The following is a 14,254-nucleotide window of genomic DNA, read 5'->3' as shown; positions in this document are numbered from 1 at the left end:
ATGACAGGTGGAATAGAAGGCATTCTTAGCTTAATTGGCTACTACACCATGTGTAGGAAGCTTATTTTGACATGAATGTAAACGGAGGAATTTAGATTATGTGTGGAATTGTTGGTTATATTGGAGAAATTGATGCAAAGGAAATTTTATTAAAAGGGTTAGAAAAGTTAGAATACCGTGGCTATGATTCAGCAGGTATTGCAGTATTAAACGAAGATGGAGTAATGGTATTTAAAGAAAAAGGTCGCATTGCGGATTTACGTGACGTAGTAGATACAGAAGTAGGGGCGACTGTTGGAATTGGTCATACTCGCTGGGCAACTCATGGTGTACCAAACCATGAAAATGCTCATCCTCATCAAAGTACAACAAAACGTTTCACGTTAGTGCATAACGGAGTAATTGAGAACTACCATTTGATGAAGAAAGCTTATTTAGCAGACGTGGAAATGGCTTCTGAGACAGATACAGAAGTAATTGTACAGCTGATTGAGCGTTTCTCTAAAGACGGATTATCTACAATTGACGCACTTCGCAAAACATTGCATTTAATACATGGTTCTTATGCTCTTGCATTACTTGATAATGAAGACGAAGATACAATTTATGTAGCGAAAAACAAATCACCATTACTTGTAGGTGTTGGTGAAGGATTCAATGTTGTAGCTTCTGATGCAATGGCGATGCTTCAAGTAACAGAGCAATATGTTGAGCTTCATGACCAAGAAATCGTAATCGTAAGCAAGGATTCTGTAGAAATTCAAACATTGGAAGGCACAAAGGTTGAACGTGCTCCATACAAAGCAGAACTAGATATGAGCGATATTGAAAAGGGAACATACCCTCATTATATGTTAAAAGAAATCGATGAGCAGCCAGCTGTTATTCGTAAAATTATTCAAGCTTACCAAAATGAGCAAGGGGAACTTTCAATTGACCCTGCAATTTTGACAGCACTTCAGGATGCTGACCGTCTGTACATCATTGCAGCTGGAACAAGCTACCACGGTGGGCTAATTGGTAAAGAATACTTTGAAAAAATTGCTGGTATTCCTGTGGAAGTGCATATTTCTAGTGAATTTGGCTACAATATGCCATTACTATCAGAAAAACCAATTTTCATGTTCTTAACTCAATCAGGGGAAACTGCAGATAGCAGACAAGTTCTTGTGAAGATAAAAGAACTAGGATACCCAACAATTACGATGACAAACGTACCGGGTTCTACTCTTTCTCGTGAAGCAGATCACACACTTTTACTTCACGCAGGTCCAGAGATTGCTGTTGCTTCTACAAAAGCATATGTAGCACAGGTTGCGGTATTAATGGTAACTGCTTCCGTATTCGCACAATCTCAAGGAAAAACGCTAGACTTTGATGTTGTAAAAGAGCTAGGAATTGTAGCAAATGCTGTTCAAGCAATTGTAGATTCTAAGGAAGAGATGGAAGAAATCGCAAAAGAGTTTTTAGCAACTACTAGAAATGCCTTTTTTATTGGACGTAACGTAGACTTCTACGTAAGCCAAGAAGGTGCATTAAAACTTAAAGAAATTTCATATATTCAAGCAGAAGGATTTGCTGGAGGAGAACTAAAACACGGTACAATTGCTCTTATCGAAGAGGGTACACCAATTATTGCTTTAGCAACCCAACAAGCAGTAAGCCTGAATATCCGTGGTAATGTGAAAGAAGTAGTAGCACGTGGTGCTAATCCATGTATTATTGCAATGGAAGGCCATGAGGAAGAAGGAGATCGCTACGTACTTCCAAAAGTAAACGAGCTATTCGCTCCACTAGTAGCAGTAATCCCACTACAACTTATCAGTTATTACGCAGCCTTACACAGAGACTGCGACGTAGATAAGCCTAGAAACCTGGCGAAGTCAGTAACTGTGGAGTAGGTTAAAGGTTATATAACTTTAATTTTGTGAAAAAACAATAAAGATGTATCCTCGACAATAAAGATGTATCCTCGACAATAAAGATGTATCCTAAACAATAAAGATGTATCTGAGACAAAAAAGATGTATTCTAATTTTGAGATGATTGTAAAAATCGTATGCAAGAGATTATTTCTCTTCCATTGTACCTGCAAAATCGAGTTCTTCCTTAGCAAAATTAACTGTATTCTTGGTCAAATAAAATGTTCCCTAACACGAGCGAAAATCGGAATCACCATCCGATTTTCCTCGTGTTTTTTGTTGGATAAAAAGAGCGAGGAAAAAGCCTGGCGAGAAAGAACGTGGGGGAAAAGCGAGAAGAAAGACGTGAGAGAAAGCCTGATAAACCTTCTGTTTGAAAGGAAAGCGGGAGAAAAAAGAAGCGGGGGAAAGTGCGAGAAAAAGCATGAGAAAAGGCGTGGGGAAAAGCAAGAAAAAGCAGAATAACTCCAAATTTCAGGGAACAACTAATTTACCTGAAAATCATGAAATCTGACAAAAAATAGGATGAAAAAAGAGCGAATTAGGGAACAACTAATTCGCCTACAGAATATGGAAAGTCAGTCAGGGCAAGGGTTTGAAAGAGGGGGGAGAGAACGACTTCGTTTTTCGGGTACATAGAAGGGAAAGGTTTTAAGGGAGAAAAGGGATAAGGAAATAAAGATTTTATAGCCGTTTTCAATATTGAGAGATTAATTAAGAGCAATTTTAGAGACATTCAAAAGAGAATGTCACGTCATAACGGAGAATCTGGAACACTTTTATAAAGCGATACAAAGAGAAATCAATAATCCTATCATGAGAGAACGGTGAAAACATTACGACACTTAAGAAAATGTCGTCTCAGAACGGAGAAACTGGAACACTTGGACAAAGCGATACAGAGTGAAATTAATAAACTTATCATCTGAGAACGGTGAAAATATTACGTCATTTAAGAAAATGTCGCCTCATAACGGAGAATTTGGAACACTTGGACAAAGCGATACAGAGAGAAATCAATAAACCTGTCATGTGAGAACAGTGAAAATGGTACGACATTCAAGAAAGTGTCGCTTCATAACGGAGAATTTGGAACAGGTGGACAAATTGATAAAATGAGAAACCAATAAAAGTATAGGGAATTTATCCGTTTGATAAGTCGAGGGATTATGGAGAAGAGAAACGATTGCAAATTCTAATCTCCCCATGTATTGAGGAGGATTGGTTTGCATCATGTCTATCTAATAATTGATTTTCAAGTTGAAAAGAAATATGATTAATTCAAATAATGGATTCTTGAAAAGGTTGGGATTCCTATGGGAGATTTCCGAAACCACAACTCAATAAAAAACTTCTAACCACGCTTAGTCACCCGACTGAGCGTTTTTTATATGGTTTGTTTTCAAACACTATTGAAAGAAGGTGAGAGGAGTGAAGGTAAAGGTTCAAAATATAATTGTTGCAATCATTGGAGATTCACTAATGATTGCTCTTGCTTTAGCAGGCTCATATTTTATCAAGACTGTTTTAATTGACTGAATTTTTTAAGTAGGGTTTATGGAATTTAAAATTACGAATCTATTTATAACACACACATTTATGCTAACTCTTGAAGTAAACCAAGAGAAACTAAGTGAAATACAAGATGATATTAAAATGTTTCAAACTGTGAAATTTACAGAATGAATGGTAATGCAGTCTGGGAAACGATGTAGACTTCGATAGAAAATTCTTAAGAAAAATATCTAAAAATATCGAGTTTTTTATGGTGAACAAAATAAATATGCCTGGAGGCTGAATCATGAAAATTGAAAAGGAAATATCTAACGATTATACCCCTAAATATTTTGACCAAGCAGAGATTGAAACTGTCAATTGTGACATCAAAGAATGGCTGAGGACAGAAAATATGGTTTATAAGGGTTTTTTCGAAGAAGTTACCAGAGAAGAAGAATTTAAGGCAGTAAAAGAAGCTATGTCTGACGCAATGATTGAAAGATAACTTACAACTTATATAGTACATCCTGCTTTGAAGGCTTGTACAAATGTTATTTGCTTTAAATTAAAGTGATATACAAGGTAATAAAATAAAAAGTTGAAAAAGGATGAGTGAGATTGCGAAAAATAAAAGTCCGAACGAAGTATCAAAATCCAAATAGACGAGTAATGCAAGTTCCCATAGAGCTGATGGTGAACCAAACTTTAAAAGATGCTAATCAGAAGGTTCTACGCATCTTATCAAAAAGAGGCTTCTAACTTTAATTAGGAAGGAAGAGGGTAACTTATGAGTCAAAAAAGAAGAATTGTGAGGAAACCACGTTTTTCTATGCCGATTCCAACTATCAGCCCAAGACGTGTAAAAAGAAATAGGGATACGAAAGCATTGTTGAATTATCTGAAGAGCAGACGCAAAGTAGTCGTTATATTCTTATTCAAATGAACCTATATCATTAAAACTCATACCTTGTCTAACCATGCTTTATTAGAGTTATAGTTCTCTATCTTACTGCTTATCATATATGGTTCTTAAAATCAGGAATTCATTAAGAATGAATTTACAGGCGGTTCTGCTTGAAAAGCAGATATTTGAGGAGGAGAGAGTATGAAGACAGGGAGAGAAATGCCAAGAAATTTTGGAGAAAAGCTCAGGTTTTATAGGCATGAAAAAAAGTATTCACTTAAGGATGTGCAACGTATGACAGGTGTAGATGCGGGCTACATCAGCAAACTCGAAAACCTAAGTAGGAAATCACCTTCGTATCCTATCTTACGTAATTTAGCTTCTGCACTTGATGTATCAATTGCAGACTTAATCGATATTGATATACCAGAAGCACCTCTTAGAAGTATACAGGAAACCTTAATTTTTTCGGAATATCTAATTATGGGGAGATTGCCCACTTCATCTGAAAGGGAGGCTATGCTTTCTGTCATTCAAGCTATTCTTGACTCAGAATGGCAGGAGAATAGCAAACATACTGATACGATAAAAATAATTGAGAAGGTTGATAGGCTTTTAAGATTATTACGTTAATACAGGCAGAGAGAGGAGCGATTTATAGTTCTTCTCTCTGTTTTAATATGTAGAGGATTCATTGTGCATCTTAGAATTGAACGAAATGGTCAATAAAATGAATTTATGGAAGTTTAATGAGCTAACCAGATAGTGATTTATAACAAACAATATTGTACGGTAAGAGTGACAGATTGAGACTAATCTGTTGTTTTTTTTATCCTTTTTGTCAAAAAAGAAAAAGTTAAGTTTTGTGTTTTTTAAAACCCTTGAGAGCAGTGGTATCAAGGTTTTGGAAGGTGTGCAACTTTCGGAAAACATAAACCTATATAGCGTTAAAAAAATCCACAATAATTAACTTGAAATGTCAAAAGAATCCTGAAATGTCGAAGAGCTTATTCTCTAAAACCAAAACCAATTTTCAACTAACAGCCAAGCTGTTTTCAAAAGAACAAAACCCCATAACGAATTTGTTATCCAAGTTAACTTGTTATGATATATTCAGTACATTACCTGATAGTATACATAATTTTGAATGAAATTTATTATTAAGAGTTACCGCAAAAGTATGAACTTGTTCTGACTTTCCAAAATTCATAAAAACAAGGAGTGTTGCATTTGTTACGAGTTGAAGAGTATATATACAAGCGAAAAAAGGAAGACGAACTAAATGAGTTCGATAAGTCACTTAGAATGGAAAATACAAAAAAGGTGATTGACTATGTTTTTGAATACTTTAATCAGTATCTCACCGAAAACGCAATAGATGAGAGAACTGTGTTGCAAAACGAAAAAATTCAAAAGCTACAAAAGCAACTGGATATTTATGATGAAGACGTACAGAACTGGTTGCTAAATATTTATGAAACTCATGATAAACAAATCCACCGCTCTATCATAACTCTTTTGAAAAAAGAAGATACGTTTTTCCTTTATCATAGTGATAGTGATTTTCGAAGCTCTTCATATGATATTTACGCTAATCTGATAAAGAAAAATCCTTTTTTGAAAGACCAAACTGAGTCATTATTTCATTTCATCAAAGACCATCACAGAATTGTAAGTACAAAAGATGCAATTTCAAATTATCCATTTATCTCAAAAGAAATCAATGATTGGGTTGAAAGGTCTTGGGAATCTTATAAAGTGAATTTATGGGCGTTCGCTTCTGACTACGCTAATCGATTTTATAATGACCTATCCATGTGGCCAACGAAGCATAAAAAGAAAAGCAAAGAAGATTATCAAGAGTTTGACTATGATTGTAGACAGAAGTCAAATCTTTTTAACATTGATTCCTTATATACGAGAATCTCTGACAAGCCATTTATGAAAAGGAAAAAGCAGTTACTCGAAGTCATGCTAATGTATGTTTGGCTTCATTCAATATGGGGAGATGAGGACAATTATTGGGAGGAATATAGCACCAAAGTAATTAAGGTTGAAAGCTAAGTTGGTATTCCTGATATCAGTTGAGGAGTTTTGGGGATAGACTTAAATATAACGCCACAATAGTAACTACAATAGCGGCCCTGGTTGCCATTATAGGCAGTCTTTAGCAGTAGATAATTAAACCACACGGAAAGCATTGAGAAGCGTATTAAAGAGCTTATAAACGACATATGTGTGGTGGCAATTTTTTAAAGGTTATAAATATATAAGATGACTGTTTTACATAATATCATTGACCAATAAAAGTTAGAATGAATAACTTACTCCAATTGAACAAATTGTGGAGTAAGTTATTTATTTTTAACTTTGTCTAAACTTCGTTATTTTCTACGTATTGAATCCCTGCCCTCTCGTACCTTAAAAAAGGATTTATCCCATCCCAATCAACATCCATTTTAGTTGCGTGAAGTAGAGCATCCTCTTCAGTAGTGACAGTACATACATAATAATATTTACTTAAAACTTCTTGGACAAAATCAGGACTCATAGAGTTGTCTAACGTCTTTTCAGACAGTTGTTTTATGTAATAATTTTTCGGGACCATGTGCTCGAACTTTAAGTTACCAATAATCTTCTTCTCTTCAATAGCATTTATAGCTTTTATGCTAATAAAGTCAGACATGCTGTGTTTTCCTTTGTATAAGCCTGATTGGCGATAGTAGCTTTCTGTAAGATAGTAAAGGTCATCTCCAATTCCTTTAGAACTTAAATGATGTTTTCTTAACCTTACGTCAGAAATACTCTTTTTTAAAATTAAAACTTCATACATATTTGTTGATAGATGATTAATGAAGTCATGGCGATTAAATACACTTGTTTTATTCATTTGGAATCCTCCTGGTACAGCTTTTTAATCTTATAATTGAATAAATTAAGTATATTACTTGTCAAACGAAGGTACGATTATTTATTCATTTAGGAGTTAAGAAAAACTAAATTTAAGAACTTCATAACTTACTAATTAGAGTAATGCTTTATTTAGGAATATATTAATCTCTTAAATCTATAATATAAGACCATTCAAGAAAGAGAGGTGATATTAGAATATGGATTTAAAATTAAATGATAAGGATGTTTCAATCTTTGGTCTCACTATTCCACAAACTTTTCAAACCAGCCTGAGAAAACGTGGGAAATCAGCAGTTAATCATCGATATGAAGAAAAAACGAGTGAGTTACAAGTAAAATGTTCAACCTGTCAATTATGGCATTCTGTATATAAATTAAAAGGCGAAGCATGGGAAGGCATAAATCAATCTTACAGAGTTTGTAATGCTGGAAAACAAAATGCTTATTTTGATGCTTATTGCAATCATTGTTATAGCAAAAAGGATAAACATGATAATCAAACCACTGAGAATGATGGTAAAAGCGAGAATAAGGAACAAGAGCTGAAGAGTATATCTGATAAAAGTTATCTTCCATGGAGCGAAAAGATGGGCGGAAAACAATCATCAGTCTTTCTTTTTCCTGAACATGAAACTTACTTGAAGTTATATGGAGTTCTGCACAACAAGCGAAAAAACCAGATTATTAATGAAATCATTGCAAGATTCATGGAGGAAAACCCGATAAATATTTAAAAGACTGTCAAAATGACTAATTCTATTTTTGTATATTCATTAGAAGTGTCATAGTTCTAATATGAAATTTTATATCAAAACCCTATCATATTTGAATTGAAAGGAGGTAAATGCTTTGAAACGAATTGATAACGAAATTTATCTAAGTGTTAGGGAAGTTGCATATGAAGTAGACCGTTCTCCAGCTACTATGTTCAATCTCTTAAAGATAGATAAACTGATAAAAGAAGAAGGGAGAGAAGGATTTCTGCCCAATACGACAAGAATCAATAATATTCAACACTTTAAACTAAGCGATATAAAAGTCATTAAATCTGGAATTGCCAATCTGAAGAGAGGTGACTTGAAAGAATATCGCAAACACCTGACTTCTTATGAAAAGCTCAAGCGTCAGAACGAAGAATTGAAAGAAAAGTTGGTTATCTATGTAGAGCTGTCCAAGACATGAGGATAATTAACGGTCGCAAGTATATGACTACAGGAGATATAGGAGCATTCATTAATCGTAGTCAAAATTCAGTTGTGCGGTGGTGCAAGTACAGTGACCTATTGGAGGAGATGGGCGACAAGCGAATAATTCCAAAGCCATTACTTATAAATGGTCAGCGGTTGTTCACTTTAGAACAGGCAAGAATTATAAAAGAGTTTGCAGAATCAGAAAATAAGTATGGTTTGATGGCTGAATTCAATAGGAAGTCTCTTGGACAGCGTGGCAAAGATATTGAAAAGCGAATAAAAGCAAGAGAAAAGAAAAGAGCAGAAGTGAGCGAGCAAGAACAGTATTTCGAATTGGACAATGCATTATCGAAAGTGAATAGAAAAGCTGTCGATTATAAGGACAGATTCAAGAAATTGAAAAGAGATTCGTAATTTTTACGGGTCTTTTTATTTTATTAGAAACACAGAACCTTATTTTACTAATCCTGCAAATTAGTTACTTCCCCTTACGTGTTAGTATATTTTTGGTACAATGAAAATAGGACATTTCTATCATTTGGAGGGGATGAATATGAATACTCAGCAACAGCTAACCTTGGAAAAACTGTTTAAAATACATAACTTTCAACCAAACGAGGGGCAAAGAGAAGCAATATTATCATTAGAGGGTCCTCTCTTCCTAATGGCAGGTCCAGGTTCAGGGAAAACAAGGGTGCTTTTATGGAGAACAGTAAATGCAATTGTATTTCACAATGTGTTTCCTGAAAATATCTTTCTTTCGACATTTACTGAAAAGGCCGCAAAGCAACTGAAAGATGGTTTACAGACAATATTAGGCACAGTGACTAATCACACAGGAACACCTTATGATATTTCAAGAATGTACGTAGGTACTGTTCATTCACTTTGTCAGAAAATAATAGGTGATAGACGCTTTATTAAAAATCGTTCAAGGGTTAAGCCACCTATCCTTATGGATGAATTAGAGCAATACTATTTCATTAATTCTCGTTCATTTTGGAAGTTGACCGAAGAACTAATCCACGTGAAAGAAGACGAATGGCGAGCAGAGATGAAGAAATATTTTGGAAAGCGTTCAGAATCAAGGCACGATACAGCATTGTCAGTTATATCAATTTTTAATAGATTTTCAGAAGAAAACCTTTCGATAGAAAAAATAGCAGAACATGCAACGGAAAAGCAGGATGAAACATTACTTCAAATTGCAAAGCTATATGACTGGTATAAGAATAAACTTACTTCAGAAAATAAGGTGGATTTTTCACTTCTTCAACAACGAGCGTTAAAGCAACTTCTTGAAAGTGAACATGTTATATCAGAGTTTCAACACGTAGTAATAGATGAATTTCAGGATACAAATCGAATTCAAGAGCAACTATTCTTCCGATTAGCAAATGGAAAAAAGAATCTTTGTGTGGTTGGTGATGATGACCAGGCTTTGTACCGTTTTCGAGGAGCGACTGTAGAAAATTTTGTACAGTTTCCCCAACGGAGTAAGTTGTATTTGCTGACGTCTCCAAAAGAAATTAAGCTAAACGTCAATTACCGTTCAAAAAAGCAAATCGTTGCTACATATACCAACTTCATTGACAAGGTAAGCTGGGTGAGGGAGAACGGGGACGGCTATTATCGTCTTCACGACAAAGATATTCAGTCACATAACCAGGACAATGATATCTCTGTAATAACGACTACTCCTGCAAAGTCTGAAGATGTAGCAGAGGAAATTGCTCTTTTTGTAAAAAAGTTAATTGATGAAAAAAAGGTGGAAGACCCTAACCAGATAGCTATCCTGTTTCCAGCCTTGAAAAACAATCAGCATGTGAAGAGAATGAAGAAGGCTTTAGAGGGACAGGGGGTTAAAGTATATGCCCCACGAGCAGGTCGCTTTTTAGAGGTGGAAGAAGCTAAAGCGATATTAGGTATTTTTGCAGAGGTGATTGGGAGACCTGAAAGACAGGAGTATTCGGGAGCGTATAAGGAGTATCATGACTGGCTGGATAGTATTAAGGAAGAAGTGAAAGAATTAATTAGTAAAGATGAAAGACTCGATAAGTTTATTACTACAAAAAAAGTTGAACTACAAAAGTTCAAAGATGATTATATTCGGCTATTAAAGACGGTTAATGATAATGGATGGGAACTAACAGATAACTATGAACCACAAAAGCACAAACGAATCTTATCAACAACACCATTAATTTCTCAACAGACAGTTAGAGGATTGGGTTCTAATAGACTGGACAAAATTATTGAACAAAGGAATAAAGAGGGAAGACCATTCAGCTTACAATACATTCTGAATCGTGCAACGTCAGTAGATTGGAACATTTTAGACTTATTCTATCGGTTATGTGGTTTTCCTTACTTTTCACAAATGTTTAAGCTCGCTGAGGTCGGAAAAGACGAAGGTCCGATAAGTAATCTATCGATGATTTCAGAGTACCTTTCACGTTATATGGAACAGTCTTCATCAGTTATTACAGGTGCAAGATTAATTGAGGGTAGTCTTGCGAACGATTTCTTTGGAAGGTACATTTACGGACTGTTTAGGTTGGGTGAAACAGAGGTTGAAAATGAGGAAACACCTTTTCCAAAAGGAAGAGTATCTTTTTTGACAATTCACCAATCCAAAGGGTTAGAATTCCCTTATGTTATTCTTGGGAATCCAGGTAAGAAAAATCAAAAAGTACCGAGAGAAGAAGAGATTGTTAGACCGCTGACTGATGGGGATAATGAACCATTAGAACGTATTCCTGAGTTTGATACAATGAGATTGTTTTATGTAGCACTCTCAAGGGCTGAAGAAATGCTCGTTATTTGTCATTTGAAAGGACAGGGACAGAAAGTCGAACCTGCTTTCAAAGAATTGTTAGAAGAGATGAAATATCCTCTCATTCCTAACGTGACAGTTTCTGAAATGCCTACTGTACAAGTGAAAGAAGATGAGATACCGAAAGTTTATTCCTATACAAGTGACTATTTAATGTATTTAAAATGTCCTCGTAATTATATGGTGTTCAAGAAATATGGTTTCGTACCATCTCGTTCACAAACTATGCTATTTGGTTCTCTGGTCCACCAGACGATTGAAGATATTCATAATCACATCATTGCTTTAAGGGGTGAATCAAATGAATAATGAACAAATGCTGAACTTCATTGAAGAAGCATTTGAAGAAAACTACGAACTGTTAAGATTAGAAGGAGGACACTCGCTGTCGCCCCATGTAAAAAAACTCGCATTGGAGCAAGTGAAACACTATTGGAAAAAGCTCAGAAATCTGGCTGAAAACGTTTCTGATACAGAGGTGCGACTCACTTTGCCCCAACAAAAAACACCGTCTGGAAAGTCCTATACAATACAAGGGGTTGTAGATGTTGTTAAAGAAGACGACAAAGTAATCATGTACGACATCAAAACTCATGATGTAGACTTGGTAAGGTGCAATATAAAAGATTATGAGGGACAATTGAATGTATATGCTCATATCTGGCAAACTGTGAGGGGACAGCAATTAGATGGTACTTCTATCATTGCCATTGGTGAAACTAATGATTTGAAAAGGGCTAAGCATAGAGCATCTTTGAATAATAGTGAACAAATATTAGAAGATGCTATATCTGAATGGAATCCAGAAGTGCCAATTGTGATAGAAAGAGAACGGGTAGATTCGTATTTAGAGTCTTTTGGAGAAGTTGTGGATAGGATTGAAGCATTTGAATTTAGTCCACCCTCTGTTGAAAAACTTAATTCAAAGGTTCAAGATAACAAAACGTTTGCAGTTCATGTTTGTCGAAACTGTGATGTGCGTTTTTCGTGTGAACCATTTAAGGAATATGCTTTTTCTTCAAGAAGAACGCAAACTGATTTTATAACATTTTATGATGATTATGGTTCAGAACATGAAAAAGTTGAAATAATAGAGTCGAATTTAGAGGAAGAGGTGTAAAGATTGTCAATTGAAGAATTGAAAAGACCTGAACGAATTGATGAAGATAGAATTGAGAAATTAAAAGAGTTGTTTCCAGAGGCATTTAGTGATGGATATGTGAACATTGAAATTTTAAAAGAAGAAATTGAAGTGTTAAATGATGACTTTATTGACGAAAATAAAGATGAATTTTATGGACTGAACTGGGTTGGAAAAAGAGAAGCAAGAAAGTTGGCTTCTGTGCCTTTTCAAGGGACATTGGTTCAAGAAAATAATGAAGGAATGAACGAAGAGAATGCTAACAATGTATTTATTGAAGGTGATAATTTAGAAGTTTTGCGTATGATGCAGAAAAGCTATGCAAGCAAAATAAAAATGATTTATATTGACCCTCCTTACAATACAGGAAATGATTTTATTTATCCTGATAACTATAAAGAGCCTGTTGAAACCTATTTACAGTTTACTGGGCAAGCTGATGAAAGCGGATTATTAACAAGTAATCCAAAAGCAAGCGGAAGATATCATGCGAATTGGTTAAATATGATGTATCCAAGACTGAAACTGGCAAAAAATCTTTTGCAGAAAAATGGTCTTATCTTTATAAGTATTGATGAAAATGAACAGGCTAACCTTAAACTACTTTTAGATGAAATATTTGGAGAAGAAAATTATGTGGATACAATAATATGGAAAAAAAGATATGGAGGCGGAGCTAAGGAAAAATATTTAGTCACTGTTCATGAGTATATAATTATATATGCAAGGAACATCAACTATCTCCCTGAGTTATTTGTGCCACTATCTGAAGAAGATATAAAGAGATATTACAAAAGTAAAGATAGCAACTATGAAATTAGAGGAGCTTATCGTACACATCCACTTGAAGCAACAAAAAGTGTGGGAGAAAGAAAAAACCTAATTTACTCTATACCTGGGCCTAATGGGGAAGAAATTTGGCCAGAAAAACAATGGTGGTGGGATAAGGAAAGAGTAATAACAGCTTTAGAAAATGGTGAATTAGAATATGTAAAGACAAAAAAAGGAACATATACGGTTCACACTAAACAGTATCTTAAAGATGAAAATGGCGTAATTAGAAAAACAAAAGCACAATCATTGATTGACGATATCTATACTCAACATGGGACAAAAGAAATTGAACGTCTTTTCGGAGACTCAACAGTATTTACTTTTCCTAAACCGACCGAATTAATAAAGAGATTGATAAACATAGCTGATGTTAAAGACGGGGAAATAGTATTAGACTTCTTTGCTGGTTCAGGTTCGACTGGTCATGCAGTGTGGTCTTCTAATAGTGAGGATGGTAAAGATAAGAAATTCATATTGGTACAATTACCTGAACAAGTTAACAAAAACGGATATGATACCATTGCGGATGTAACAAAAGAAAGGTTAAAACTTGCGATAACTGAATTAAAAAGAGAACAAGGCAAAAAAATTGATGACCTTGATATGGCATTTAAAGTTTTTAAATTGAAAAAATCAAACATAAAAAAGTGGGATAATTATTCGGGAGAAGACGTTGACTTGCTTTCTCAAAATATAGATTTATTTAACAGTAGTCCATTCATAAGCGAAGCAAGTGTCAGGGATATTGTATTAGAAATAATGTTAACACAGGGATTTCCGTTTAACAGTACGATAACTTTAAAAAATCAAAATTCCAACGAACTTTGGATTGTAATGCATGAAGATATTCCTTTTGCACTAATTGTATGTTTAGATGAAAAATTAAAGTTTGAGACAGCTAAATATCTATCTTCAAGTTTTGGAAATAGTGCATTTATTTGTCTGGATAACGCATTATCTAACGAAGAAAAGATAATATTGAGTGAATCAATGAATGTCAAAACCATTTAGGAGGTG

12 protein-coding genes are annotated in these 14,254 nt (G+C 34.7%); 11 read left to right on the top strand and 1 reads right to left on the bottom strand.

What is annotated here, in order from left to right:
* Positions 1-98: 98 nt before the first annotated feature.
* The 5 genes from glmS to MKY60_RS19800 all read left to right on the top strand — a co-directional run bounded on the left by glmS (position 99) and on the right by MKY60_RS19800 (position 6,387).
* The gene (gene glmS / locus MKY60_RS19820) at positions 99-1,901 is read left to right on the top strand and encodes a glutamine--fructose-6-phosphate transaminase (isomerizing) (protein WP_093496728.1); all 1,803 of its coding nucleotides are present in this window, start codon (positions 99-101) and stop codon (positions 1,899-1,901) included.
* A 1,578-nt stretch (positions 1,902-3,479) separates the two neighbouring features.
* The gene (locus tag MKY60_RS19815) at positions 3,480-3,608 is read left to right on the top strand and encodes a hypothetical protein (RefSeq protein ID WP_340930997.1); all 129 of its coding nucleotides are present in this window, start codon (positions 3,480-3,482) and stop codon (positions 3,606-3,608) included.
* Between the two features lie 115 nt (positions 3,609-3,723).
* Positions 3,724-3,924, top strand: a complete 201-nt coding sequence (locus tag MKY60_RS19810) for a hypothetical protein (RefSeq protein WP_340930996.1) — start codon at positions 3,724-3,726, stop codon at positions 3,922-3,924.
* 600 nt (positions 3,925-4,524) lie between these two features.
* Complete coding sequence (locus tag MKY60_RS19805) at positions 4,525-4,956, top strand: helix-turn-helix domain-containing protein (RefSeq protein WP_340930995.1); 432 nt, start codon at positions 4,525-4,527, stop codon at positions 4,954-4,956.
* Positions 4,957-5,544: 588 nt separating this feature from the next.
* Complete coding sequence (locus tag MKY60_RS19800) at positions 5,545-6,387, top strand: hypothetical protein (protein ID WP_340930994.1); 843 nt, start codon at positions 5,545-5,547, stop codon at positions 6,385-6,387.
* Between the two features lie 310 nt (positions 6,388-6,697).
* On the opposite strand, the gene MKY60_RS19795 is transcribed toward MKY60_RS19800, so the two are convergent.
* The gene (locus MKY60_RS19795) at positions 6,698-7,213 is read right to left on the bottom strand and encodes a hypothetical protein (RefSeq protein WP_340930993.1); all 516 of its coding nucleotides are present in this window, start codon (positions 7,211-7,213) and stop codon (positions 6,698-6,700) included.
* 220 nt (positions 7,214-7,433) lie between these two features.
* On the opposite strand from MKY60_RS19795, the gene MKY60_RS19790 reads away from it, so the two are divergent.
* From MKY60_RS19790 to MKY60_RS19765, 6 genes are all read left to right on the top strand, one after another.
* Positions 7,434-7,970: a hypothetical protein gene (locus MKY60_RS19790; RefSeq protein WP_340930992.1), complete on the top strand. Its 537-nt coding sequence runs from the start codon at positions 7,434-7,436 to the stop codon at positions 7,968-7,970.
* Positions 7,971-8,085: 115 nt separating this feature from the next.
* Positions 8,086-8,418, top strand: coding sequence for a hypothetical protein (locus MKY60_RS19785; RefSeq protein ID WP_340930991.1), 333 nt, complete (start codon positions 8,086-8,088; stop codon positions 8,416-8,418).
* A 23-nt stretch (positions 8,419-8,441) separates the two neighbouring features.
* The gene (locus MKY60_RS19780) at positions 8,442-8,840 is read left to right on the top strand and encodes a hypothetical protein (protein ID WP_340930990.1); all 399 of its coding nucleotides are present in this window, start codon (positions 8,442-8,444) and stop codon (positions 8,838-8,840) included.
* 139 nt (positions 8,841-8,979) lie between these two features.
* On the top strand, positions 8,980-11,571 hold the full coding sequence (locus tag MKY60_RS19775; RefSeq protein ID WP_340930989.1) for an ATP-dependent helicase: 2,592 nt from the start codon (positions 8,980-8,982) through the stop codon (positions 11,569-11,571).
* Positions 11,564-12,382: a PD-(D/E)XK nuclease family protein gene (locus MKY60_RS19770; protein WP_340930988.1), complete on the top strand. Its 819-nt coding sequence runs from the start codon at positions 11,564-11,566 to the stop codon at positions 12,380-12,382. The genes MKY60_RS19775 and MKY60_RS19770 overlap by 8 nt, the downstream gene beginning before the upstream one ends.
* 3 nt (positions 12,383-12,385) lie before the next feature.
* Complete coding sequence (locus MKY60_RS19765; protein WP_340930987.1) at positions 12,386-14,248, top strand: site-specific DNA-methyltransferase; 1,863 nt, start codon at positions 12,386-12,388, stop codon at positions 14,246-14,248.
* The last annotated feature ends 6 nt before the right edge of the window (positions 14,249-14,254 follow it).

The sequence above is a fragment of the Psychrobacillus sp. FSL K6-1415 genome, assembly GCF_038003185.1.
In the GTDB taxonomy this organism is placed as follows: domain Bacteria; phylum Bacillota; class Bacilli; order Bacillales_A; family Planococcaceae; genus Psychrobacillus; species Psychrobacillus psychrodurans.
This window is presented reverse-complemented; position numbering and strand designations above follow the sequence as displayed.